Origin of the sequence: Allomuricauda sp. F6463D, from assembly GCF_023015965.1 — a bacterium.
Classification (GTDB): domain Bacteria; phylum Bacteroidota; class Bacteroidia; order Flavobacteriales; family Flavobacteriaceae; genus Flagellimonas.
This window is the reverse complement of sequence record NZ_JALKAN010000002.1, coordinates 608,417-635,310: the sequence shown is the minus strand read 5'-3', so window position 1 is coordinate 635,310 and position 26,894 is coordinate 608,417. Positions and strand designations below refer to the sequence as shown.

Sequence of the window (26,894 nt, the reverse complement as noted above, 5' to 3'; positions counted from 1 at the left end):
GTAATTTACCCCTTTAAAGGAGCTGCCCCGATTATGTTAGAAGAAAATACGGATTTAAATAAAACTGAAACACCCTCTGGTTCCAATGAAAGTTGCATTGTAGATTTTTCCTTTTCTAAAAAAGAAAAACTTACCAATAAAAAACAATTTGAGGCACTTTTTACGGAAGGCAAAAATTTACGCGAATTTCCCTTAAAACTTATTTACCTCAACACCGCTTTTAAAGAAGAAGTGCCTATAAAAGTTGCTGTGGTTGCTCCAAAAAAAAAGTTTAAAACCGCAGTACAGCGCAATAAAATAAAGCGTCTTTTGCGAGAAGCGTACAGACGTAACAAAGCTCCTATTTTTAACAACATTGAGGGAAATTTTGCGTTCATATTTTTATACCTTGGCAAGAAGACACCCAGTTTTAGTGAAGTAGATTTTGCCATGAAAAAACTGTTAAGGGCATTTATAAACAAAGAATTCCATGAAAAGATTGATTAAAAAGAAGGTTTTGATTCCCGTTTTGGCAGTTGCCTTTTTGGTCGGTGCCAGCAGTTTTAAAAGCGACTTTTTTGAGATTGCCAAACAGATAGAGATATTTACCACGCTATTTAAAGAGCTCAATATGAATTACGTGGACGAAACCAATCCAGCAGAATTGATGGATTCGGCCATAAAAAATATGTTGGGCGAACTGGATCCATACACCCAATTTTTGAATGAACAGGACGTTGAATCCTACAAAATTAACAATGCCGGGGAGTATTCGGGCATAGGAGCGCTAGTACGTTCTTATGAAAACAAATTGATGGTTGTAGAAACTTATCAAGATTATGCAGCTGATAAAGCAGGATTAAAGGCCGGAGATGAAATTATCAAAATCGGGGAAACCTTGGTTGCCGATTTTGATGACAATGCTGGAGAGTTGCTTAAAGGTGCAAACAACTCCAAAGTGACTGTTACTTTTTTACGACAGGGAGAAACTAAAACCGCCACCATTACCCGTGAAGGTGTAGAGGTGGATGCGGTTCCTTTTTATGATATGATCGATTCTAAAACAGGATACATAGTCTTGTCCCGTTTCAATAAGAAAGCTTCAAGCCAGACCAAATCGGCAATGCAAGACCTTAAGGGTCGGGGCGCCGAAAGATTGGTTTTGGACCTAAGGGGGAATCCTGGAGGATTATTGTCGGAGGCCATTAATGTAACAAACCTTTTTGTGCCCAAAGGGGAATTGATCGTAACCACAAAATCCAAAGTAAAAAAGTTTAACCAAGAATATAGGACAAAAAATAAAGCCGAAGATGAAGAAATCCCGCTGGTAGTGCTTATAGATGGAAAAAGCGCATCGGCCAGTGAAATAGTTTCCGGTGGATTGCAGGATTTGGACCGCGCTGTAATTGTTGGGGCAAGAAGTTTTGGTAAAGGTTTGGTGCAACGCCCTTTAAAGCTCACCTACGGAACGCAATTAAAGGTTACTATTTCCAGATACTACACCCCCTCTGGACGATGTATACAATCATTGGACTATTGGAATAGAGATGCTGAAGGAAACGCGGTTCGCAACACCAAATTCAATGAATACACAACAAAAAATGGCCGAAAAGTTTGGGATGGTGGAGGAGTTATGCCGGATGTAACCATAGAATCTTTAAGAACAAATTCGCTTATTGATGCTTTAGAAACAAACAATATAATTTTTGATTTTGCAACAGATTATTTCTACGACCACAGTTTCAGCTCTGTTGATGATTTTATATTTTCAGATAGCGATTACTCTGCTTTCAAATCCTATGTAAAAGAACAGAATTTTACTTTTCAAACAAAAACAGAAAAGCTTTTAGAGGAATCCATCAATACAGATGACACATTATTGGGTTCAGAGGTTCAAGGAAAATATAAAGATCTTTTACTGGCTGTAAGCAAGGGCAAAATAACCGCTTTGGACAGCTATAAAAGTGAAATAAATAAAAACCTGGAAGACGAAATCATAACCCGTTATTTTTACAGGAATGGTCTTTATAAATATTACCTTACACATGATGATGCCATTCTTACCGCCAAGGAACTGCTTTCCAATAGCAACAAATATTCCAGTATTTTAAAATAATCGTATCCTTCAAAACAACCCATATGGGTTATCCATCAATTCATATCATGTAGCCGTCAATTTTTTCAAATAGAGTCGGGTTTATAGCCCTACCTTAAAGAAAAAAATTGTTCATGACCTATACAGTACTTACCTTGATTTTGGTCGGGTTTATTCTTTTGTTCTGGCTTTACAATTTAATGTACAATTGTTTTTCTAAATCCTTTTGTGTTCTGAAAAACCAAAATAATGGCTCCGTTACCACAAAGGATGCTTCCATTATTTCTGTGACTACCCTCAAAAAAAGCAAAAAACCTTTGTTGGAGCTATTGCTGCTTTTTGAAAACTTTTCTGGGCATCATATTCATAGAAAATTACGGGTTTGGGACAGTAAGCCCCAATTAAATCGATTTGAACCGGATAAAACTATTCCTATTGGCCTTAACATCGCCAGAAAACCCAAAGACCCAGTGTTTCTTTCGCAACAGATGTGCCGATTTTCTTTTGTATTTGTAATCATATGCAGTTTAAAAACCATCATTTATGTTACAGGCTGCTATGTATTAATGAGCGAGGCATTGGAAAGGATATTTTCTGAACCAAACAGATATGAGCTTATTTTTAAATCATCCAATACATGGCAAATAGGTATTGTACTTATTCCTGTAAGTGTTTTGTTCTACCTGCTTTTACAAAAAATTGGTGTTTTATCGAATGGTAAAGCCATGACTCAAAATTGGAATTCTTTGTATTATGGAACTGGCGCTACAGCAATTGTTTCTGGGTATCGGAAAACCGGAACTTTTATAAAGGGTAATCCTTTGATACAATTCCATTATACATTTAAGACCCATAATGGACAAATAGTAGAAGGAAATGATACTAAAATCATGGAAAACAATCAATCTCCTCAGGATACCGATCATTTGGAGGTTATGTATCTTCCCAATAACCCTTCGGTTTCCCGAATTACCGAAAACCTGGAGTCTATGGGGTTTAACAACATTCTTAATATACTGTTTATGGTGTTGTTCTTTATTTTTTCCGCGGTTTTTCTCTTTTCTTTTTACCAAACCGTTTTCGGTACTTGAATTTATAATTAAAAAAGAAGGAATAAACCCTATTTTTGAGCATGCAACAACTAAAAGTCTGTGAACTTTTTGCCGGGGTTGGAGGTTTTCGATTAGGATTGGAAAACACAGAACACTATAAAGTAGTGTGGAGCAACCAATGGGAGCCTTCTACCAAAATGCAACATGCATCCTTGGTTTACGAGGCTCGTTTTGGTGCCGAAAATCATTCGAACACCAATATAGAAACTGTGGAAACAATAGAAATTCCTGACCATGATATTCTCGTGGGCGGTTTTCCATGTCAAGATTATTCCGTGGCCACATCTCTAAAAAATTCCAAAGGACTTATTGGCAAAAAAGGAGTGCTTTGGTGGTCCATCCATCGGATTCTTTCCGAAAAAAAGAACAAACCAAAATATCTTTTTTTAGAGAATGTAGATCGTCTTTTAAAATCGCCCTCTACACAACGTGGACGGGATTTTGCGGTAATGCTCCGAAGTTTATCAGATTTGGGATATGCAGTGGAGTGGCGCGTAATCAATGCGGCAGAATACGGAATGCCCCAACGCCGGAGGCGCGTTTTTTTTCTGGCATATTTAAAAGGTAGTGCGATCCACTCAAAACTAAAAAATACACCTCCCGCTGATTGGATTTTGCACGATGGCACTTTCTGTGATTCATTTCCACTTGAACAAACTGCTCAAAATTTAGTTTCTTTTGAGCTAGACAAAGATTTGGTTGCTTTATCCAATACCTTTAATAATAAAAAAAGCCTTTCCCCTTTTTTAAATGCTGGTGTCTGTATTGAAGGTAAAGTGACCACATTAAAAACCACACCTTCTTTCGATGAAAAACGAACAGTACTATCCGATATTTTAGAAAAGGACGACATTGCTCCGGAATATTATATAGACGAAGCCGATTTGCCCAAATGGGAATATTTAAAAGGCTCCAAAAAAGAAATACGCAAGACCAAAGCTGGTTTTGAATACAATTACAGCGAGGGCAGTATGGTTTTCCCAGACGCCCTTGATCAACCTTCCAGAACTATAATAACCGGCGAGGGCGGTAAATCCCCATCCCGGTTTAAGCACGTGGTCCAAACCCCAAAGGGACTGCGAAGACTTTTACCTATTGAATTGGAACGGTTGAACATGTTTCCGGACAATCACACCAAATTGGATGGCATTTCTGATGCCAAACGTGCCTTTTTTATGGGCAACGCACTAGTGGTCGGGATTGTGGAAAAAGTTGGTGCTTCCCTGTTCCGGAAAATAACCGAAATTGAAAAGCAAGTTCAAAGCTGATCTATCCAAAGAAAAAAAACTAACCCCCTTACTGGATTCTTATTATCAAAAACACTTGAAGCTTTATAGTTTTGAGCGTGTTTTCGACTTAAAACGTCAATTGCTGGGCATTGATCTTATCCTAAAGGACAATCGTTCGGAAAAGCAGTTTTTTGTGGATGAAAAAGCCCAGTTGGATTATATAAACGAAAGCTTGCCCACGTTTGCTTTTGAGTTATATTATCAGAAAAATGGCGTTCAAAAACAGGGATGGTTGTTCGATTCTTCGAAAAAAACACATTTTTACGCCTTGGTCACCAGTATTTATTCGGATGAAGAGGATGTTTTTACATCCTGTAATATCACGATGGTAAACAGAGAAAAATTAATTTCCTGTTTACATAGTTTGAGACTTAATCAAGAACATTTGAAAAGGTTTATTTCCAAAAATAAAGATAGACACGGTAAATTGATACTGGATGAACTCAACCCTAAAACCGAAGGATATCTGTTCTTCTCAAGAAATAACAAAGCAGAACAACCTATAAACCTCATTCTTAAATTGGACTATTTAATAAAAATTGGTGTGGCTAAAAGGTTAGTTTAATATAAAAAATTTAGTTTTTCAACATTCTCTTATGTGGAATCCCATCTTCCAAATATTCTTCTCCAATGGCGTTAAAACCCAATTCCGTATAAAATTTTAGTAAATAGGTTTGTGCCGAAATCTCGATAGGCTTGTTGGGAAATCTTGCATCGATTGTATCCAAAGAGGATTGCATAATATGTTTGCCTAAACCATATTTTCGTTGGTCCGAGCTTACCACTACCCTACCGATACTTACATTTTCAAAATAATCCCCTGGTTTAAAAATTCGAGTGTAGGCAACAATATCATCATTTTTAACTCCTATGACATGGAGCGCTTTTTGGTCCTTGTTGTCCAAATCTTGGTACACACAGTCCTGTTCCACTACAAAAACCTCGCTGCGGAGGCGTAAAATTTGATAGAGTTCTTTAGTAGTGAGCTGATCAAAGGTTTTTACGGATACTTGCATCAATCTTGGACTATTACGTTTTTAGAATCACATTTGTCGAACTCAGGTTGGATATTCACATGATTGATTCCATGCTTATGGTAGACATGTTCCTCAATTTTTTCCAATATTTCATCAAACTCCGAAAGTCGGATATCCTTTTTAAAATCGATATGTGCTTCCATGTGCACTTCTTCTTCATTTAATTGCCAAATATGAACATGGTGCACATTTTTTACGGGATCTATGGTACAAATAGATTCGACAATATCTTGTATAACCACGGATTTTGGAGTAAAAAGCATCAATACTTTGGTCGATTCTTTCAATAGGTCGTACCCCATATAAATAAGATATACACCTATAATCATGGTCAATACTGCATCTACCCAAAAAATTTGAAAATACTTCATTAAAATACCACCTATCAATACTGCCACGGAGGCCATCATATCCGTAAGCAAATGTAAATAGGCGGATTTCATGTTCATGTTGTGGTCGGAATCCTTTTTTAATAATAAGACACTAAAACCATTACCTGCTATGGCAATCAAAGCCATCCAAATTACAAGGTTGGATTCTATCTGTTGAGGATTCATTAGCCGTTCTACAGCTTCTTTCATTAAAATAATAGCAACAACAACAAGGGTAGCAGCATTTATAAATGCTGCTAAAATTTCGGCACGTTTATAACCAAAAGTTTTTAGCTTCGATGCTTTTTTTTTACCTAACCTTCTAGCTCCATAACTTATTATCAAAGAGAGTACATCACTAAAGTTGTGAAGAGCATCGGACAACAACGCCAAACTTCCAGAAATAAAACCACCTATAATCTGTGCCAGAGTAATACCTATATTTAGAACAATGGATATTAATAGGTTTCTACCCATTAAATCGCCATGAGCATGCGAATGTCCATGATTATGGTGGTGATTGCCCATAAATATTATCTACATGGTATTTTTTCAATTCTTCTTTCGTGTCTACCTCCCTCAAATTGAGTATTTAAAAAGGTTTCAACCATTTCCAATGCCTGCGGAAGTGAAATAAAACGAGCTGGTAGACTTAAAATATTGGCATTGTTATGTTCTCTGGCCAATTTGGTAATTTCTTTGTTCCAACAAAGTGCCCCTCTAACGTTCTGGTGTTTGTTTATGGTCATTGAAGCTCCATTGCCACTCCCACAAATAACAATACCATAATCTACCTTTCCTTCTTCTACATCGGTAGCCACAGGATGTGTAAAATCAGGGTAATCCACACTATCGGTACTATCGGTACCATAATTTATAACTTCAATTCCCTTAGATTTTAATAAACCTATAATAGCTAATTTATAATCGGTTCCAGCGTGGTCGTTTCCTATTGCAATTTTCATGATTTTCTATTAAAATGGATGCTAAACAAAGGTACAATATCTTTTAATTTGATACTGTTTATAAAAACCAGGCTACTTTTTACATCTAATTAAAAAACAACCAATTAACAATTAGGGAATTTTGTTGATTAATTACCCAAAACTAATGGTAACCAAATTTTGTTTTTCAAGAAAATAGATCATTACTAATAATTAGTTAACCATGGGTAGATATTCCATCAAAAATTAATCAACCTATATGAAACGATTTTTGGTAGTAGTTAACATTAAAAATACATTTACTTTTCAATAATTTTATGTTGACAACGGTTATTAAAGACCGTGCATAAAATTTATAACATCCTGATTATTATATTTATTGTAACATGATAAATTGTGAACAAATTGTTTTCTATGTTCAAAGCAATTATTATCCTAAAATGTTATTCTACATTTCAACGATCAATCATAATCATCATTTTAATTAAATTTAAAAAAGAAGAAAAAATATAATATTGATAATTGTTGATAAAAGTCTTTTTGTTGTGATTACTCATCCTTTCCTTATTAGCCAAGGATTATAATTTGTATTTTTCAAAAAAATAAGGACGTTAATGTCAAAGAAAAAAAAAAGAGCTGGTAGTCAGCGAAAGAATGAAATTACGAAGGGCATTTTCACCGTATTGGAAAACGAACCTTCTAAAGCATTTAATTACAAGCAGATAGCTTCTAAATTAGGTATAACTGATACACAAGATAGGAACCTATTAATCAATCGTTTAGGGCAGTTAAAGGCCAGTGAACGTATAGTTGAGCCAGAAAGGGGGAAATATCAAAAAATACCATCATTGCACACCTATTTTACAGGACGTGTAGATCTTACCACAAGTGGGAATGCTTATATTGTTGTGGATGAGTTGGAAGACGATATTTTTGTACAAAACAATAATTTGAACGGAGCCTTCCATGGTGATACGGTTGAGGTATTTATAAAACCCCGTCGTAAGAGCAAAAAAATGGAAGGTGAGATTTCCAAAGTTCTAGAAAGAAAGAAAACATCTTATGTAGGTGTTGTGGACAAACAAAAAAGTTTTGCCTTTGTTAGACCTACCGATTCTAGAATGTACACTGATATTTTTGTGCCACCCGAAAAACTAAATAAAGCAAACGATGGAGACAAAGTATTGGTAAACTTAGGGGATTGGCCCGATGATGCAGATTCACCCTACGGAGAAATTGTAGAAGTATTAGGTAGACCTGGTGAACATCATACAGAAATCCACTCAATTTTAGCGGAGTATGGTCTTCCATATGAGTTCCCGTATGAAGTGGAAGAGTTTGCCAAAACATTGGATACCAGTATAAAAGAAGAAGAAATTGCAAAGCGTAGGGATATGCGTGATGTTCTTACCTTTACTATTGATCCAAAAGATGCCAAGGATTTTGATGATGCTCTTTCCTATCAAAAATTAGAAAATGGTAATTATGAAATAGGGATTCATATTGCCGATGTGTCCCATTACGTGTTACCTGATACCATTCTGGAAGAAGAAGCCTATAACAGAGCAACTTCCGTGTACTTGGTGGATAGAGTAGTTCCTATGTTGCCAGAGGTATTGTCCAATAAAGCATGTTCTCTACGTCCCAATGAAGAAAAATATACATTTTCTGCCATTTTTGAAATGGACGATAATGCTCGACTGGTAAATCAATGGTTTGGAAGAACGGTCATTAACTCCAACGAGCGGTTCGCCTACGAAGAGGCGCAACATATTATTGAAACTGAAGAAAATAAAATTTCTAAGGAAATTTCTATTAGGGGCAATGCCTATTCGGTTTCAGAAGAAGTTGTAGACGCGGTTCTAACTTTTGATAGATTGGCAAAAATCATGCGACAAGCGCGCATGGATGCAGGGGCTATTTCGTTTGATAAAATAGAGGTAAAATTTAATTTATCAGAAGACAATGAACCTATTGGTGTTTACTTTAAGGAAACCAAGGATGCCAATAAACTTATTGAGGAGTTTATGTTGTTGGCCAATAGAAAAGTGGCAGAGTTTATAGGTAAACAGAAGAAAACATTTGTATATCGTATTCACGATAAGCCCGATGAAGATAAATTAATAGCCCTGAACAGTGTTGTTTCCAAATTCGGACACAGTCTTAACTTAAAGGATAGTAAGAGCATTAATCAATCACTGAATAAGTTATTGGAGGATGTTAAAGGTAAAAAAGAACAGAACCTTGTGGATACCTTGGCTATTCGTAGTATGAGCAAAGCCATTTACACTACAGAGAACATTGGCCATTACGGATTGGGATTTGACTATTATACGCACTTTACATCACCTATTCGACGCTATCCGGATGTAATGGTTCACCGATTGTTACAACATTATCTTGATAAACAAAAAACACCAAAAGCTGAATTTTACGAAGAAAAGTGTAAACATTCGTCCAATATGGAGTTATTAGCAGCCAATGCGGAACGGGATTCTATAAAATATATGCAGATTAAATTTATGGAAGATCATAAGGACCAAGAATTTTTGGGTGTGATTTCCGGTGTAACAGAGTGGGGAATTTATGTGGAAATTATAGAAAATAAATGTGAGGGAATGGTTCGTATCCGAGATATAAAGGATGATTATTATGTGTTCGATGATCGCCAATATGCCATTATAGGGGAGCGAACCAAACGAATGTACCAATTAGGTGACGAAGTTTATGTGATGGTGAAAAGTACCGATTTGGTCAAAAGACATTTGGACTTTGCGTTGATTGGTAAGAACACATGATACTATTTTGGAATAAAATTTGTTATTTTATTGATAACCAAATTTTTATAACATGAAAGTTATTGCGACTGTTATTTTTTTCCTATCGCTACAATGTGTTGAAGCCCAGGATGAAACAGTAACACAAAGCCTACAAAAATTTACGGAAGTGAAAGGATTTGATGGTATTTCCATAAACCTTATCAAATCCAATGAAAACAAAGCTGTAATTACCGGAGCAAATACCACCAATGTAGCTATTGTAAATAATGATGGGGTATTAAAAATTAGGATGGAAATAATTAAAATCTTTAGTGGATATAGAACCTACGTGGATTTATATCATACTGAAGAATTGCTGGTAATTGATGTTAATGAAGATGCAAGAATTTCTTCGGATGATACCTACGTGCAAGGAATTTTAGAACTTAAAGCACAGGAAGGTGGAGAATTGGAAATCAATTGCGAAGTAGAGCAACTATTGATTAAAGCTGTTTCCGGTGGTGAAATATATACCGGCGGATTCTCCAATACTCAAGATATAATTATAAATACCGGGGGTAAGTATAATGGAAAAACGTTTAAAACAAAATTTACGACAATAAACGTAAATGCAGGTGGTAATGCAGAAATTTATGCCTCAGACTATGTAAAGGCCAATGTAAAGGCAGGAGGTGAAGTATTGGTGTATGGAGACCCAACAAAAATGGATGAGCATACACTATTTGGTGGAAAAATTATAAGAATGCACTAAAACATGATTGAAGATATCCAAGCTGCAATCCCATTGGGTTTTTTACTGAGCTTTATGATCGGTCCTGTATTCTTTGTCTTATTGGAAACAAGTGCAACCAAAGGATTTAGGGCTGGAATAAGTTTGGATATTGGTGTTATTATTGCTGATATTGTTTTTTTAATCATTGCCTATTTTAGTAGTTATCAATTACTTGAAAACTTGAGCAACGAACCAGGTCTCTTTGTTTTTGGTGGTATGATTCTTTTGGTGTACGGTATATTTCTTTTTGCTAAAAAGCCTAAAAAAAAATCCAATATAAAGGCAACCAAAGGAACTTACCTTGGTTTAATGGTTAAGGGATTTCTTCTTAATTTTATTAATATTGGCGTTCTTGCCTTTTGGCTGGGTCTAATAATAGTAGTAGGTCCGAGTCTTGATAACAATCCCAATAGAATATTAGTATTTTTTAGTACGGTGTTGTTGGTTTATTTTGGTACCGACCTTATTAAAATACTATTGGCCAAGCAGTTAAAACGATATTTGACCCAAGATCGCATTGTGCTAATTAAAAAAGGATTGGGAATTGTATTGATTGTTTGTGGTATTGTACTTATCAGCAAAGGATTTTTACCAAAAGAAAAATTTGATTTAAAAGAAGAAATAGAAAAGATAAGTTAACAAAAAACCCAGCACATAGTACTGGGTTTTGAGGCATCGAGCGGATTCGAACCGCTGTACAAGCTTTTGCAGAGCTCTGCCTAGCCACTCGGCCACGATGCCGTTTTGGAGTGCAAAGCTAAAAATATTTTATTAATATTTAGTTTTAAAATAATCTAAATATAATTGCCTATTATTTTTGTTATTATAAAATCTTTGAGGCATCGGGTGGACTCGAACCACCATAAAAATCCTTGCGGGATTTTGTCTATCCAATTCGACCACAATGCCTTTTGAATTATTACAAAAATATAAAAGAATTAAATTAATTAGTTCTTTGGTAGAAGTGGTTTATCGAGTAATTTTAAGTTTTACCGAAACATTTTCCACATCACCCCCGATAGGAGGGTTTATTTTAGAAACTGTAACTTCTACCTCGGTTACTTCTATTATTTCTAAAAATATACGGTCAACAATGCGTTTAGCTACATGTTCCAAAAGATTGGAACGCACCATCATTTCCTCTTTTATAATATTATTGAGATGGACATAGTCCACAGTTTCATTTAGTTGATCGGAAATAGCAGGTTTGGAAAGATCAGCGGTCACTTCAAGATCTACCCTGTAATCGCTACCAATAAGCATTTCTTCCCTTAAACATCCATGGTTGGAATGTATCTTTATGTTCTTTAACTTAATTTTCCCCAAAATCCTGAATTAAGATTGCGTAAAAATAGCGCAAAATGGTTAAATCAATACATACATCTACAGTTACTTATTCCTTGGAAGAGATCCATGCCCACAGTGAGTACATGGGTACCTGTGCTATAACCTAAAATTTCGTTTGTAATTACTTGATAAGAATATCCAAAATAGAAATTACTTTTTTTGAATCCAGCTATTGGTGCAATATAAAGAGGTTCTCCCAATTGATCGTTCAAAAAACGATAGGTTAAACCAAGGTAATAATAGTCTTCAAAATCACGGAAACGGAATTTGGTGTTAAGATCTGTCACCGAACGGCCATCACTCTCAAACCATTGAAAAAACACCGATGGTTCTATTTCCAGTTTACTGTTTTTACTTTTGGAAAAACTATACCCTGAATACACGTAATAGTTTCGAAGTTTATTTGGTTCGATGCGAATAATATCCGTGTTGAAATTTGATAAATCCTTATTAAGAACATTTCCAGCATTTAAGCTAAAATAAAATTTGTCATATCGATAAAGTACTCCAAGATCGAAATTATGGTTTGTGGTAGCCTTATCGTCTGATGGTAATTGTCCATTATTTGCTTGGAACTGTTCTACATCTATTCTAAACTGATTAAAGTTGTATGATAGACCAAAGGACAGAAAAACATCATCATACCTATCTAAGGTCAAATGATGGGCAAAAGAAACCCTGGCACCTCGTTGTCTTGTATAACCATTACTATCATTATAAAGTAGCATACCTACTCCCGATCTATTACCAATTCTGGCATCTGCTGCCAAGGTTTGTGTGTCTGGGGCATCCTCAATCCCGACCCATTGCGTTAGTCCGTTTAAACGAACCTTTATATGATCACCAATACCGGCATAGGTCGGCGACATTAAAAATGGATTATCTGCTATGTATTGGGATAATTGGGGTACGGTCAACTCTTGTGCTCTGGCACAAAGTGCCAAGGAAATCAATAGGATAGTTGAGTATACTTTTTTTATCATGGGGTTAAAGTAGGTTAAATGTTATTGTCGATATAGTGTAAAGTGTCCCACAAACTCTCTGTCGTCTTGTTCTCCTTGAAGTTGAACAACGTACCAGTAGTCGCCAGTTGGTAATGGTTTTCCATCATAATTTCCATCCCAACCTTTAATGTTTCGGGTCATCTCTTCCACTACTCTACCATAACGATCATAAATCTTAATTAGTACGTCTGGGAAGCCCTCAATGTTGTCAGGTAGCCATAGATCGTTGAGACCGTCGCCATCAGGGGTGAAAAAGTTCGGAAATTCAACATCTATAAACTCCATAAAGATATCAGCAGTTGCTTCACAACCATTCTCATCGACAACGGTTACTGTATAAGTATCGGTTCTGTTGATGTAAAAGGTATTATCGGAGCCATTATCAATATCATTGAAATAGAATGTATAATCTTCCACACCACCCTCAGCTATTGCTGTTATTTGGTTGATATTGTTATTTTCCAACAGCAATGTAAGTGGTTCGTAAGCTTCAATGGTAAAGTTGTAGGTTGTCATACATCCATTGGCATGAGCAATGGTCAAGTAATGCTCGCCCGGTGTCATATTGGTAAAGTCGGCGGTTAATTGCATATCTGCCGGATCTGTAGAATCCAATGCATACATTAAATCTTCCACAATGGATTCATCTTCCATAACTATGTTCAAATAATTGTCCGGGATAATTCCGGTACACTCATAAACAGGGGTTACAGAAGCGGCAAGGTTGACTCCTGGTTCTATTTCCACAATTACGTTGGTCTCACATCCTTGGGCATCTCTAACAAACACTACATGTGTACCTGCGGTTAAATTTTGAAACAAGAACTGGTCTTGAACAAAGTTATCAGATGCACTTGAGTTAAGGCTGGTTTCATATGGAGCTGTTCCACCTGAAATTTGTACTTCGAATGCACCATCTCCGCTTTCAAAACACACTTCATGCATTATATTATTGGCTTCTGCAACAACAGGTTCTGGTTGTGTAAGCTCAAATTGGAAGGCTATGAAACATCCATTCACATCTTGGGCAATCACATCATATATACCCGGGGCTAAATCTGTAAAGGTATTTTCGGTATCAAATTGATTTAGATTAGGCGAAATGGCATAAAGTATCTCACCAGTTCCACCTGAAACTTCCACGGTAATGGTACCGTCTTCCATACCGGAACATGTTATATTGGTAAATTCTTCTCTATCAACTACTAAAGGCTCTGGATCAACTATGGTAATTACAGAAGATACCTCAACACAGTCTACACTGGTTACTCTTACATAGTAATCTCCTGCCATTAGCTCGCTAAATGTTCCACTGGTTTGTGGTCCATCAACAAGGTTGGTCAAGGCCGCATCACTGAACAATTCGTAACTATAGCTTCCCAGACCACCAGTAGCACTTGCAATAATGGTTGCTGAAGCTTCCCCCATGCAATTTATGATGGCTGCTGAATCGTCTATTTCCAGCATAAGATCTGGAACTTCATCTACAGTAACTTGGTTGGATATCATAGCATCACAACCGTTGGCATCGCGAACGTAATATTGGTAAGTACTTGGTCCTACATCAAACGTATGGGTATCTCCACCACTCATAGCGGCAAAGCTTATTCCGTCTGTACTATAGAAATATGGTGCTGTTCCTCCAGAAGCACTCAACAATATTTGTGCATCATTTGTACAGGTCATTTCACTAAGTTGAATTAGTGATGCCATAACCTCTGTTGGTTCAGTAATGGTAACTTGAGGGGTTTCCATACCACAGTTCCATCCATCGGATACCGTTATGCTATAAATTCCAGCACCCAAACCTGTAAAGGTATCACTGCTTTGTGTGCCAGTTGTAAATGCGATGGTTGTACCTGTTTCATCGTAAATGTTCAATTGGTACATATAAGAACCTTCTCCGCCCAATACATTATCTGCCCATACCGATGCACTGTTGTCCCCATAGCACAATAAATCTATTGGAGCAGCATCTATATCTGCTGTTATTGGATCAGGTTGTGTTAGGGTCAATGTCCTGTCTTCAACACAACTACCATTATCTGTTACCCTTACGGTATAGTTTCCTGCTGATAAGCCAGTGAACAAATAACTGGTCACATCGTTGATGGTATAATCTTGGGTTGTAGTGGTGTTGGTCAATACAATGTCATATGGTGCGTAACCTCCTGTTGGAGCTATTAAAATTTCACCCTGATCATTGGTACAGGTTACATTGGCCATTTCTTGTGGCGTATAATCCAAGGCTGAACTTGGGGAAACTATGGTAATGGTATTGGAATCTTCAATACACTCTGGATATCCTGTTTCTGAAACGCGCACAAAATAGTTTCCACCTACCAACAATGGATCTGTAATCGACATTGGATTGGTGGTTGTATTTCCACTTCCGGTTATGCTGGTGGTTGTACCATCGGCATTGAAAATCTCAAAATCATAAGTTCCTGTGTATCCTGTAACATCGATTTCGAGGGTTCCTGCATCACCAAAACACATAATTGGTGAAGTTGCCGTGGCCACTACGTCAATTGTGTCGTATGGAGCAATGGTATGCGTAGTTTCTACATAACAACCAGTGGTATCGTTGGTAGCCCTGAATGTATAGCTTCCAGGTTCTGTCAACTCAAATGTAGCTGTTGTACCCGTTGAAGCCGTCATTGATCCATAAGGATTTCCAATGGGCAATAACTCAAAAGTATAGGTATCACCACCAAAGCTTTCAGTTACAGTTAAGGTCACCGTTTCTGGATCAACACAAGAGATGGCAATATCTTGATTTAAATTTAGTGTGAATGTGTTCAAAGGTTGCACATCAATACTATCTGGATATTCACATCCATTGGCATCCCTTACGATATAGTTGATAGTTTGAACTGTTCCGTCGTCCACTACGTCAAAAGTGGCAACCGAAGTAAAGCTGTTTCCTTCAAAACTATAAAGGTAAGGCCCTGTTCCACCGGAAGCAGTAACTGTCACCGTTGCTTCGTTAACCGAGTTGCTTGGACTACATGCAAAATCTGTTGCTGTGGCAGAGGCCCCCAATACTGTTGGTTCCCCAACGGTAACGTCAAAAGTATCTTCACAAGCCCTTGATGAAATTACCCTTGCTTGGTAATCACCTGCGGGTAGATTATCAAATACAGGACTTGATTGTGCAAATCGGTAAGGATTTACCAAATCGGACATTTCATAAAGTTCATAGGTATAGACAGGATCTACTACGGTGGCAGGATCTAAAATTACGGTTAAGCTTCCATCAGATCCACCATTACAGCTTACATCTTGAATAATAACATTATCAATTATTGGATCAACTTTGTCATCCAGCTCTTGTGTAACTATATAGGTACAAGGAGTTGCTGTATCGTTGTCGGTTACGGTGAAGGTGTAAATACCCGGCATGGTTAATCCTGTAAATATACCCGTGGTATTTGTTGGAAATGGATTGGAACCATCAGGAAATTCTACTGCGAACTCTAAATTTGCGGAACCACCAGAGACATTAACGGTAATGTGACCTCCAGGATCAACGGTACAGTCAATAGGTTTAATTACGGTGGTGTTGGCTGTCATAGCATCTGTGAGTACTACTGGACCAACAGTTGTGGTACAAGACCACTGATCGGCAATCAATACCTCGTAAGAACCAGCACCAAGACCAGAGAATATGGTGTTTGTTTGTGGGGAACCTACATTAGAACCATCTTTAATCAATTGATAAGTATAGTTGCTTCCTTGCCCTCCTGCTGTTCCAACAACCTCAATCTCACCTTGTAGGTCAGTACAATTTTCCACATTGATTTGCAATGTAGCAGTAATTGGAATAGGGTCAGTTAGGGTTACAGTGTCCACTAGCTGTTCACAACCGCTTGAATCGATAACCCAAGCTTCATAAGTTCCAGTAGCTAGACCTGTAAAGTTTGGACTGGCCACATAGTCACCGGGCACTGTTGGCGAAGAAGTTCCTACATAGTAGGAATATCCGCCCCAACCACCGGCAACATTGGTAATTTGAATGGTCCCATCGTTACCCAAACAGGTAATATCGGTTACCACTGTAGCTCCAGTAATGGCAGCAGCAGGACCAGCAATAGTAAAGGATTCGGTGTACAAACAAGCTGCTCCCGGAGGGTTCGTATCCGTAACTTCTATAAAATAAGTCCCAGCAGCAAGTCCTGTAATAGTAAAGCTTCCATCAGCATCAGAACCTGTGGTCGTTACATCATCACCTGTATTCGTTGGTGTGTTGTTTATATCATAGTACAAGGTATAACTCGTAGCACTTGCATAGGTGATATTGGAACCATCAACAAGGTTCAGTTCCACTTCACCGTTTGTGTCTCCAAAACAGGTGATATCTGTAGTGTTTACTACATTCAAATCCAATACTTCTGGATCTGCCACTTCGTGGGAAACAGTTCTAACACATCCGGTTACTGTGTTTCTTACTTCAAAATTGTGTATACCAACGCTCAGTCCTGTAAAGTTACCCGAGGCCTGGAATACACCAGAAGGCAATTCCCTAAACTCATAGTTTGCAGGATCTGTTGTTGAATTGGTGATAGATCCAATTGCTGTAATTGTGATATCCTCTCCGGTAGCACAAGTAGCAACGGCATCTATGGCAATTGTTGCATTATCTAAACTGTCGAACGGAGCTATAGTAGCTGTTGTTGTTCCAATACACCCATTGCTATCGTACACATTGATGGTATAATTACCACCGTTAATATCGGTTTCGGTGTACACTGGATTATTACCAGATTGAACCACTACGGAACCAGCATCGTTGACAAATTCATAGGTGATATAGTTTCCACTACCTCCAGTTATGGATGCGGTATCAACTGTAATGGTCGCATTGTTCATGTTGTTCCCAGCGGTACATCCAAATTCCACTACCGAAGGAATTGGAACGGATATGTCCGCAGGTTCTGAAATGACAATGTTGAAAATATCATCAAAACAACTGTTGGTTCCTACACCGCGTACGCTATATGTTCCCGCAGGAAGGTTTTCAAAAGTATTGCCGTTCAATACTGCACCAGCGGGCATTGGCGTAAGGGTATAGGACAATGGACTGATTCCATTATCAATTTCCGTAAGGGTAATGCTTCCATTGGTTCCTCCAAAACAAGTTACATCTACGTGTGTTTCGGTAAAGCTTGGTATTGGAGCGTCCGGAACATTAATTGTGATGGTTTTAGGACAGTTTGGTGGAGCTGTTCCCATATCAAACACAATAATATCGTAGTTGCCGGCCGCTGCTGCTCCAGTCCATGTAAATTGGTTGGATGCGTCTAAAGTTAACGTAGTTCTTGCTTCATCATTTGATCCTGGGCCATCTATCATATACTGATAGCTTCCTGATCCAGAGATTACTTCTATCAGCAATTCTGCATTTGCTGCTGCTCCCGGCTCACAATCCAAGGCCACTGTTTGCGTCACCGTGAATTCGAGAGGAGGATGAATATCGAAAGTTTCTGTTTCGATACAGCCATTTAAATCTCTAACGGAGATGGTTTGACCTACGCCAGAACTTAGATTAGATATTGTATGTTCATTACTTCCGTTGAATGTAAAGTTTTGGTACGCCCCGCCATTTACACTTATTTGGAACGGGGCCATGGCCAAAGCGGGATTGTCCAAGGTAACCAAGACTTCAAACAAGCCTTCATCCACACATTCATCTACTATGGCAATTGAAATTTCTGGGCTTGGATCAAGCAGAACTGATACAGGATCACTTTGGATACAATCGTTGGCATCTTTTACATATACAATGTAATCGCCAGCTTCAACATTTGCCGTGCTACTGCTTGTCCATCCAGCTGTAGCTGCTGTTGGAGCAGGATCAGTGTCCAATAAATATAGATACTCATATGGAGCAAGACCAAATTGGGCCGATGCGGTAATTACACCTGCATTAGGATTACAATTGTCGTTTGTTGGCGAATCTGCTGTAACCTGAAGCAAAGTCGGTGATTGTTCAATTAGGAATGGATCCGAAGCAATTACACAACCAGCGTTAGGTCCATCGGCCTCTTCGTAAAGAATATAATATTCTCCAGGGCTCAACCCTAATGCTGTATCGCTTTCCGGACCTCCAACAGCACCGGATAATGTACCTGTAATTCCTGATGTGGTATGGGTGTTGGTGTAGAAAATTTCGTAGTTCACATTGCTTCCTCCGTATCCAGACACGGTAAAGTCAACTGTACCATCGGCAGCTCCAGTACAAGTAATATTGGTTGCGGCATCTATAGTTGATACCAAAGTAGAATTGGTGGCTACAGGAACGGTTGCTTCTTGAATATATTCACAATTGGTGTCCGTATCAAACACGATAAAAGTATAGGTAACACCAGGAGTAAGTCCAGTGAACAAATGGGTATTGTCCGGAGCAGGAAACGAATCCTCTGGAAACCAAGCTGGATCGGCAGCATTGAATGCAGGTGCCGGATAAAGAGCAAAATAAAAGGTTCCCGCTCCTAAAGTTCCATTGGAAGCTTGAGCTTCAACAGTCATTTCTCCACTGCCAGGTGTACAACCAGAGGCTCCGACAGTTGTTATTAAAATATCTGGACCAGTTGTTATTGTAATAGCTGATATATTTTGACAGCCGTTGTCATCTGTAATCTGTATCGTATAATCCCCAAAATCTAGCCCTGTAAAGGTGTGATCATTAGTGCCTGATGAGGTATCATAAGTTAAATTAACACTGTAATCTGTATTGTATACTTGATAAATATAATCTGGTGTCCCACCTGATGCATCAATAGTTATTGTTCCTAACTCGGTAACAGAAGCAACACAAGTAAGGTTGGTATGCGAGATATTTGGCATTATTTGGGTTGGTTCAGAAATCACAACAGGGAACGGAGCGGACACACATCCTTTATCATCCGTTATGGTTACTTCATAAGAACCTGCAGGCAATCCTGTAGTTTGACCTCCATAGTTCGTTGGACCACTAGTTTCTACCACATTGATTGTATACGGTGGCACTCCTACCGAAGTATCAATTATTACATCCAAAGCTCCAGTGGTATCGCCAAAACACAGAATGTCTGTTGGAATAACATTACTGATTACAGGTTGTGTTGCCGGGGTTACAACAATACTGTTGGTGGTGGTTGTACAACCAGCATTATCTGTAACTTGGAAAATATATGTTCCGTCGGTATCTGTTGTGAATATATTTCCGGCAAACCCAGTGGAATTATATGTGGTTCCACCGTCGTTTGACCATTCATAAGTGTAAGGTCCAGAACCTCCATTTGCATTTATGGTTATGGTCGCATCTACCAAACAAGTTAAATCATTGTTAAGGAATGCAGAAGCGGTCAACGCAGGGTTTATTACAGCCGTGTCTTGAACGGAACAGCCATAATCATCACGCACGTCTATAGTGTAGGTTCCTGCCGTTAAGTTTTCAAATGTATAGGTTATAGCTGTGGAAGGAGATGGTGTTATCCATGCACCGCCATTCAAACTAAATTGATAGTTCCCGTTTCCATCGGTAACATCTACCTGAATGGAACCATCATTATTGCCACTATAACAAACTGTTGGTGTTACATCAAAAGTGATTGTCGCAGGAGGATCAATTGTAATGGTCGTGGTATCCTCACACAAATTGGTATCGATAGCTCTTACTACATAATCACCTGCTGCTAGGCCGGTAAATACATTCGATGATTGGTATGCTGTAATAATATTGCTCAAATCATCTTCCAATTGATATTGGTAGGTTGGTGTACCATCCGTAGCAATCGCTGTTATGGTTGCACCACCATTGGTACAGGTAAGCTCATTGGTAATCGATGCCGAAACATCCAAGATATCGGGCTGTGCCAAGGTTTGGTTCAGTACAACAGAACAGGCAGGGTCTCTTAAATCAACAATATTGATGGTATGAGCACCTGTTGCCAACCCGGTAACCGTAATGGGACTGGAAAATTGCGCGGCAGAAACTGCTCCTCCATCCACTTGATATGTAAAGCCTGTCGCTGGATCAAAGTTTTCTGCTTCAAAGGTGATGGTTCCATCGGCAGCACCGTTACACGTTATATCTGTATAAGCAGTGATTGCTCCATCAAAGGCATGGCCGTCTTCAACCGTAACATTAAGTGTCAAGGAATCTGTACAAACTTCTGGGATTTGGAACGCTTCGATGTCATCAATAGCAATGTCATTTCCGTTGATTACTGCGGAATTTGTTCTAATAACAATATCCAAGTTTGAATTTGCACCAGGGTTTAGGTCAACGGAATAGTTGTGCCAATCGTTGGCACCGGTATTTTTTGGGATATTCCCTGTGGTTGTGCTTGCAATAATGGCCCCTCCACCATCTACCAATTGAATTTCAATGGAAGGATCTCCTCCTCCGGTTCCATTTTGCAATAGGTTAAAAGCATATAGGGAAACAGTAATATCACGGTTTGGTACTACTTCCACCCCTGTTTTTTGATACACAATGCCGCCTACACCGGCAACACCGCCCACGTTTATGGCCAAGAATCTGCCATTTGCCACACCTGTGTGGTCATTTGGACTTAACCATGAGGGATATGGGCTTACAATATTTTGGGTTACAGAATATTCTCCATCTTGTATATGTGTGTTAATAGGGGCCCATCCACAAGAGTTTGCTGCACCATTTTGAGGTTCGTAGCAATAGGCAGGGTCTATTTCGGTAATACTTGTATTTGGTCCTACCCCAAAATTTTCAGAAAGGAGTATACTTGGGGAGGGCGCTAGATTACTGGTATAATTTACGGTGATCGTGTGATTGCCGATACCAACATTTTGAAAGATGTTTGAAGTGTTCGGCGTATTTGGATTACCGTTTATTTCGTAAGTGTAATCAAAATCCGTGCTGCTTGGAGTTACGGTAATAGTTCCTTCGCCATCACACTCGTAATCTACAGTTGCGGCTGCGGTAGGAGGCGTAGGTTCAGGATCAATTGTAATGGACATTGGGTAGGTACACAAGTTGGCATCCCTAATATAAAGTGTGTGTGTGCCGGGCAGCAAATACCCAATGGAGCTTGCCCCATAATTAGAGCCCCCACCAAAGCTGTATTCGTAAGGAGCGGTACCTCCAATGGCGTTGGTAATACGCACCTCAGCGCCCATTCCAGGATAGCATTCTGCCAGAGCAGTCACGGCAGCAGAAGCTGAAAGAGTCAAAGGTTCGGTAATGGTGTAAATCTCTGTTACATCACAATTGTTGGCATCCCTAACCCGAATATTGAAACTGCCGGCGGATTGGTTTACAAAAGTGTTCGAGGTTTGATATGTTGTGCCATTGTCAATGCTGTAGGTGTATGGTGCTTCACCACCTGTTGCGGTTATTGTTATTTCTGCTTGCGCTTCACCACTACATAGAATATCTGTATTGGTCACTGAAATAGCCAACGGGTCATCTTGTATAATCGTAATATCATAGGTGGCTTCACAATATCCTGAAGCACCATTGTTGTCCCTTACATAAACGTCATAATCACCTGCGCTGATTACGGAAATTGGGTTTGTTGTTGAAAAATCTCCTGCAACTGGTGTTGCTCCATCAGAAACTACAGCATAAACATAATTTCCATCACCACCGGCAGCAGTAATGGTCACGTCGGTATCTGTTGCACATGCAGTAATATTTGGGGCAGAAGCAACCACACTTAGTTCAGGGTCAATGGTAATGGACGCTGTATCGGTACAATCGTTACCATCCCTAACATTTATAGTATAGGTTCCTGCGCCCAGACCGGTAAATGCATTACTGGATACAAATGGACCTCCATTTAGGCTATATTCATAATTTCCGTCACCACCTGATGTAACGTTGACGGTTAAAATCAACCCTGTGGCGTCATCATAACAAATATCATTGGGAACAATATCCAAAACAGGGGCAATGGCCTCGTTAATAGTAAAGGTATCCGTAAGCACACAATCATTGGCATCGGTCACGGAAAAGGTGTAGTTTCCACTAATATTCAATCCTGTGAACAAACCATTTGCCTGTGGTGCCGGAAGTATATATCCGACAGGACCAGCTGTAATTTCATAGGTATAACTTCCCCATCCGCCAGTTACAGCAATGTCTATTGAGCCATCTGCCTCACAAGTAGGCTGTACTATGGTAACTGGAGCCGTCAATGCTGCTGGTGGCGCTGCAATTGTTACATCGGCAGTGTCCGTACAATTGGTAAAGTTGTCGGTTACGGTAATGGTGTAGGTTCCCTCGGCCAATCCTGTAAGGGAAATGGTTCCGTTGGTTTCTGAAGTTCCTGAGAAACTAGCGGGTCCTGTAACATTATAATCGTAATCGGCGTTAAAACTGTTGATTGTATATGCTATTTCTCCATCGGTATCACCAAAACATGTGATGTTGCTTACTAGCTGTCCGGTAACAGAGATTTCGGTAACCGGGTCTATAGTGAAGCTTTCGTCATAGAAACAACCATCATTATCGGTTACTCGGAACATATAGGTTCCTGGGGACAAATCAGCAAATGTGTTGTTGTTGCCATTGTTCACCGTACTTGCTGCCGGCGAAATTATTTCGTACACTAAATTGGGCTCACCACCTGTGATCGACAAGGTTACATCCGAAACAAATGTGGGGCACTGTGGGTCGGTAGCAGAAAAACTGATATCCGTTGGAGGATCTAGGGGGCCTATGGTTATATCGTCCGTAAAAGTACATAAGGTTGCATCTCTTACTGTAATGGTGTAGGTACCATCGGTTAGATTGTTAAAAGTTGATGTTCCGTCAAAATTAACCCCGTCAATACTGTATTCGTAAGGAGCACTACCTCCTATTGGGTTTTGTACTTCAATGATTCCTTCTTGCAAACAGGTATAATCTTGGGTCAAAACCACATCGGCGGTTACAGCTGATGAGGGTCCGCCAATAGTAAAGGTTTCAATAAAATCACAAGATACAACGCCTTGTGTTTGTGTTATGGTCAAAGAAAAATCCCCCTGTGGTAAATTGGTAAAAGTTCCCGAAGCGTTGGAGGTTGTGGTCGTATCTGGATAGGTTAACGTATAGGATAGACTATATCCGTTGGAGTTGGTAACGTTAACAGCGAACGAACCATCCTCAGCACCAAAACAAGTTTCATCAACTGTGGAAGTTGTGTATTCCACTGAAGGAGATATTGAGACATCAGCACTGTTTGATATTACATAGCAATTGTTTCCGTCCACTACCACGAACTCATAAGTTCCTTCCTCTCCGTTGGTAAAGGTAAAATCGTTAGTTGTTTGATATGCAGTTGGTGGAATATCACCAATATCGGTATAAAGATCTGTGCCGTTATAGCTCCAAATGGCATAGAAATAATCTGGATCTGGAAGTCCACCCGAGGCTGTAACTGAAATTGTACCGTCTGTACAATCGATGTTTTTTGTGGTTAAGGCATTAACCGCCAAATCTGTTAGATCTTCAATGGTTACCTGTTCTGTATAATCACAGCCATCGTCAGTGGTTACAGTAACATCGTAGACTCCGTCATTTAAGTTTTCAAAAGTATAATTATTATCGTTGGACGGTCCGTGGGTATCCACCACGGTTCCTCCTTGGGCTATTTCGTAATAATACTGAGCCTCAACATTAAGCACGGAAATAGCTATTTCTCCAAGACCATTACAATCAGTGTCCTGGGGAACAACATCAACTTGAAAATCTCTTTCTAAAATTCCGATATTGTCCAAGACGAAAATACAACCATCTGTTACCCCCTGTTGTCTCATCTCCACCATATACGCACCATTGGTGTCTATATCAAAGCTTGGATTGGACTGGTATGGTACTTCAACGGTGCCAGTGGTTTGATCTACGAGTTGGAACTCATATGTCAATGGCATATTGGTCACTGTAATGTTACCATCCGTATCACAAATGATGTCGCTACTGGTATACTGAGGGTCTAGCGGGTTTTTATAGATGTTGAAATAAAATCTGCTGAAACATCCATCTTCATACTGAATAACTACTCTGTATTGCCCTGTATCAGATGCTAAAAAATCATTGCCCGAATCTACCAAGTTCCAAGTACAGCCTGTGTTGGTGTTTGCACAACCATCTACTGATCCCCCACAACTAGATTCGTCCAATTGTTCCCAATCAATACTTATGGCATCAGGGATATTTATTTGCAAAAGTTCGGTATCGTTAAGCCCACACAAGAATATTTCTGGCAGTTCACTACCATCATTTGGACATATTTCAATAGCTCCATCAATGGTGTTGGAGGTGTCGTTGATCAAAGCTGTTATTGGGTTGGACTGAACCGAACCAAATAATTCTACGGTAATAATTTCTTGGAAATCCTTACAGGGATCTGCAACCTGTTTGTCCACGATGTAGGTGCCTACTTGGCTAACCAAAATGGTACTAGGGTCGTTATCGGAATCACTATCTGTAATAACAGTATCCGTTCCTATATCGATTTGATTGTTTCCATTTTCGTCGATATACCAGATGTAATTGTCAAAATTGTCGCCGGCGTCGAGCAAAACATCATCCCCGCACAATTGTACAGTTCTACTAAAGTCACATGCGCTGAGGTCATCCAATAAAAAATTCGTCGCTCCAGGTGTTCCAAAGCCACATCCATCAAAGTCATATACACTGGGATCATCCGTTATTTGGGCGGAGTTTAGTTCACCTTGATAGGTTGAATAAGCCAAATTCTGGATTATATCGGTACATGCATCTATAAAATCAAAACAGTTTTCTGCGACTTGCACGCGCATACGGATAGCCGCTGGTGGGTCTCCTTCTTCTACAATGTTATCTGGTATTGTATAAGTAATTGTTCGGGTAGCTGGCTCATAGATATACGTTACGCCAGAGGGCATGCTTATACTCGATTCATCCAAGGTAACGTTTATAGGTAAAACATCTCGGATGGTGTAGTTCGTGGCATCGTCATTACCAACATTTTGAAATGTAAGTACATAATCCAAGTATTGCCCAAGATGCACACCCAGTCCCGTTATATCATTTCCACCGATGTCCTCAACTGTTTTACCTAGGTTTATGGATGGTTCAATAATTTCTACATCCAATGAGGTAAAGAAAATATCATATTTATCCTGAGAAGAGGAAGCGCGCAATGTTGCGCCGGTTTCTCCATTGGGTATTACAGATTGACTTGGGTTTGGAATGGTAAAGAGATCAACATCCCACCCCAATGTATTAACACTGTTCGGGTTACGATTTGTTTGAATAACTCCTTCATCCGTGATATTGCTGTTGAAAAAATTGTTTGAAGGATTAGCACTATTTGATAGGGTGGTAAATGAACCGTTGCTATCTGCCTTAATGGACAAACGATCACCGGAGATTCTATTATCTCCTTCCAAAGCGGCGACACCTAACTTTGCGTTTACTGGAAAAGGTGCTGGTAAGGTGGTAAAACCACTAAAAGGGATGTCTACGGTTTCTGCAGATTTGATTCCTGCATAACCATCAAAAGTGGTGATGTATTTTCCTGGGTACGTAGGGTTTTCATATACAATGACCAAAGACCAACCTCCAGAGACACCACCTGTTACGTTATCTCCTGAACTGGCCCTAACATTCGCAACAACGTATTCGCCGTCGGGATTTGATAGGCCCGTAAGCATTGAGGTTACATCTTTATAACAGGCATAAGGAGCATAGCTTCCAAAATCTGCGTCTCCTTGGCCATCAAATAGAATTTCATCGGCCGTAAGATCAACATAGGATGAACCTGGAACCTGAAATTTGATTTCATCAAAATCAGTTCTACGATTGTTATCCCTATAAACAGCTGACCAATAAAGCCCGGCGTATCTTATTCTTGAACAATCGGAATCTGGTATCGAAAGTGTAGCGCTACTGGAACTAAAGGTAGAATTATCATTGTCAATATCAATATACTGCATGTTCAAATCATCATTATAAGATGAATTGTTTCCGGTTCTATTGTATGAATCTTCAGGGTCTCTATTGTTAGAGTCCCTATTCACAATATTATTAGCAATAAAGGTAAGATCTCCCTTAAGTTTGTTTTCGTAACGAACATCAAAGTCGTTTTTAACTTGGGAAAAACCTGCGTATGCGAAGAGCAATAAACAAGTAGTAATGCTCCACCTGAGTAATGATTTTTTCATATGTTTA

Annotated in this window: 14 protein-coding genes and 2 tRNA genes; 8 read left to right on the top strand and 8 right to left on the bottom strand. The window is 39.1% G+C overall.

Features of this window, described 5'->3' with window-relative positions:
• The first annotated feature begins 33 nt into the window (after positions 1 to 33).
• The 5 genes from rnpA (at position 34) to MWU56_RS11315 (ending at position 5,040) form a co-directional block, all read left to right on the top strand.
• Positions 34 to 486 (top strand): ribonuclease P protein component, encoded by a 453-nt coding sequence (rnpA, locus tag MWU56_RS11335; protein WP_247044589.1) that lies wholly within the window; start codon positions 34 to 36, stop codon positions 484 to 486.
• Entirely contained in the window at positions 470 to 2,095 is a 1,626-nt protein-coding gene (locus MWU56_RS11330) for a S41 family peptidase (RefSeq protein ID WP_247044588.1), read from the top strand. Before rnpA ends, MWU56_RS11330 begins: the two co-directional genes overlap by 17 nt.
• 113 nt (positions 2,096 to 2,208) lie before the next feature.
• On the top strand, positions 2,209 to 3,165 hold the full coding sequence (locus MWU56_RS11325; RefSeq protein WP_247044587.1) for a hypothetical protein: 957 nt from the start codon (positions 2,209 to 2,211) through the stop codon (positions 3,163 to 3,165).
• Between the two features lie 41 nt (positions 3,166 to 3,206).
• On the top strand, positions 3,207 to 4,454 hold the full coding sequence (gene dcm, locus MWU56_RS11320) for a DNA (cytosine-5-)-methyltransferase (RefSeq protein WP_247044586.1): 1,248 nt from the start codon (positions 3,207 to 3,209) through the stop codon (positions 4,452 to 4,454).
• Positions 4,432 to 5,040, top strand: coding sequence for a hypothetical protein (locus tag MWU56_RS11315; RefSeq protein ID WP_247044585.1), 609 nt, complete (start codon positions 4,432 to 4,434; stop codon positions 5,038 to 5,040). Before dcm ends, MWU56_RS11315 begins: the two co-directional genes overlap by 23 nt.
• A 10-nt stretch (positions 5,041 to 5,050) precedes the next feature.
• Here the strand turns inward: MWU56_RS11315 and MWU56_RS11310 are convergent, their stop codons facing one another.
• The 3 genes from MWU56_RS11310 to rpiB are packed head-to-tail and all read right to left on the bottom strand — an operon-like array spanning position 5,051 to position 6,848.
• A complete protein-coding gene (locus tag MWU56_RS11310) occupies positions 5,051 to 5,491 on the bottom strand; it encodes a GNAT family N-acetyltransferase (RefSeq protein ID WP_247044584.1) in 441 nt (146 codons plus the stop codon).
• On the bottom strand, positions 5,491 to 6,411 hold the full coding sequence (locus MWU56_RS11305; protein ID WP_247044583.1) for a cation diffusion facilitator family transporter: 921 nt from the start codon (positions 6,409 to 6,411) through the stop codon (positions 5,491 to 5,493). Before MWU56_RS11305 ends, MWU56_RS11310 begins: the two co-directional genes overlap by 1 nt.
• A 5-nt stretch (positions 6,412 to 6,416) precedes the next feature.
• A complete protein-coding gene (rpiB, locus tag MWU56_RS11300; RefSeq protein WP_247044582.1) occupies positions 6,417 to 6,848 on the bottom strand; it encodes a ribose 5-phosphate isomerase B in 432 nt (143 codons plus the stop codon).
• A gap of 593 nt (positions 6,849 to 7,441) precedes the next feature.
• On the opposite strand from rpiB, the gene rnr reads away from it, so the two are divergent.
• Genes rnr through MWU56_RS11285 form a run of 3 tightly spaced genes read left to right on the top strand, consistent with a single transcriptional unit; the run spans position 7,442 to position 11,018 of the window.
• Positions 7,442 to 9,625 carry a ribonuclease R gene (gene rnr / locus MWU56_RS11295; protein ID WP_247044581.1) on the top strand — a complete coding sequence of 728 codons (2,184 nt, stop codon included), beginning with the start codon at positions 7,442 to 7,444 and terminating at the stop codon, positions 9,623 to 9,625.
• A gap of 52 nt (positions 9,626 to 9,677) precedes the next feature.
• On the top strand, positions 9,678 to 10,358 hold the full coding sequence (locus MWU56_RS11290) for a head GIN domain-containing protein (protein ID WP_247044580.1): 681 nt from the start codon (positions 9,678 to 9,680) through the stop codon (positions 10,356 to 10,358).
• Positions 10,359 to 10,361: 3 nt separating this feature from the next.
• On the top strand, positions 10,362 to 11,018 hold the full coding sequence (locus MWU56_RS11285; RefSeq protein ID WP_247044579.1) for a LysE family translocator: 657 nt from the start codon (positions 10,362 to 10,364) through the stop codon (positions 11,016 to 11,018).
• A 31-nt stretch (positions 11,019 to 11,049) separates the two neighbouring features.
• Here MWU56_RS11285 and MWU56_RS11280 read toward each other — a convergent pair.
• From MWU56_RS11280 to MWU56_RS11260, 5 genes are all read right to left on the bottom strand, one after another.
• Positions 11,050 to 11,120, bottom strand: a tRNA-Cys gene (locus tag MWU56_RS11280).
• Positions 11,121 to 11,216: 96 nt separating this feature from the next.
• A tRNA-Cys gene (locus MWU56_RS11275) sits at positions 11,217 to 11,288 on the bottom strand.
• Positions 11,289 to 11,348: 60 nt separating this feature from the next.
• A complete protein-coding gene (gene folB / locus MWU56_RS11270) occupies positions 11,349 to 11,705 on the bottom strand; it encodes a dihydroneopterin aldolase (RefSeq protein WP_247044578.1) in 357 nt (118 codons plus the stop codon).
• A 44-nt stretch (positions 11,706 to 11,749) separates the two neighbouring features.
• On the bottom strand, positions 11,750 to 12,709 hold the full coding sequence (locus MWU56_RS11265) for a type IX secretion system membrane protein PorP/SprF (protein ID WP_247044577.1): 960 nt from the start codon (positions 12,707 to 12,709) through the stop codon (positions 11,750 to 11,752).
• Between the two features lie 21 nt (positions 12,710 to 12,730).
• Positions 12,731 to 26,887 carry a T9SS type B sorting domain-containing protein gene (locus MWU56_RS11260; protein WP_247044576.1) on the bottom strand — a complete coding sequence of 4,719 codons (14,157 nt, stop codon included), beginning with the start codon at positions 26,885 to 26,887 and terminating at the stop codon, positions 12,731 to 12,733.
• Between the last annotated feature and the right edge of the window lie 7 nt (positions 26,888 to 26,894).

Bases quoted from the DNA above. Each gene is read 5' to 3' on its own strand.
- rnpA (WP_247044589.1), top strand. From the start codon at position 34: ATGTTAGAAGAAAATACGGATTTAAATAAAACTGAAACACCCTCTGGT.
- MWU56_RS11330 (WP_247044588.1), top strand. From the start codon at position 470: ATGAAAAGATTGATTAAAAAGAAGGTTTTGATTCCCGTTTTGGCAGTT.
- MWU56_RS11325 (WP_247044587.1), top strand. From the start codon at position 2,209: ATGACCTATACAGTACTTACCTTGATTTTGGTCGGGTTTATTCTTTTG.
- dcm (WP_247044586.1), top strand. From the start codon at position 3,207: ATGCAACAACTAAAAGTCTGTGAACTTTTTGCCGGGGTTGGAGGTTTT.
- MWU56_RS11310 (WP_247044584.1), bottom strand. From the start codon at position 5,491: ATGCAAGTATCCGTAAAAACCTTTGATCAGCTCACTACTAAAGAACTC.
- MWU56_RS11305 (WP_247044583.1), bottom strand. From the start codon at position 6,411: ATGGGCAATCACCACCATAATCATGGACATTCGCATGCTCATGGCGAT.
- rpiB (WP_247044582.1), bottom strand. From the start codon at position 6,848: ATGAAAATTGCAATAGGAAACGACCACGCTGGAACCGATTATAAATTA.
- rnr (WP_247044581.1), top strand. From the start codon at position 7,442: ATGTCAAAGAAAAAAAAAAGAGCTGGTAGTCAGCGAAAGAATGAAATT.
- MWU56_RS11290 (WP_247044580.1), top strand. From the start codon at position 9,678: ATGAAAGTTATTGCGACTGTTATTTTTTTCCTATCGCTACAATGTGTT.
- MWU56_RS11285 (WP_247044579.1), top strand. From the start codon at position 10,362: ATGATTGAAGATATCCAAGCTGCAATCCCATTGGGTTTTTTACTGAGC.
- MWU56_RS11265 (WP_247044577.1), bottom strand. From the start codon at position 12,709: ATGATAAAAAAAGTATACTCAACTATCCTATTGATTTCCTTGGCACTT.
- MWU56_RS11260 (WP_247044576.1), bottom strand. From the start codon at position 26,887: ATGAAAAAATCATTACTCAGGTGGAGCATTACTACTTGTTTATTGCTC.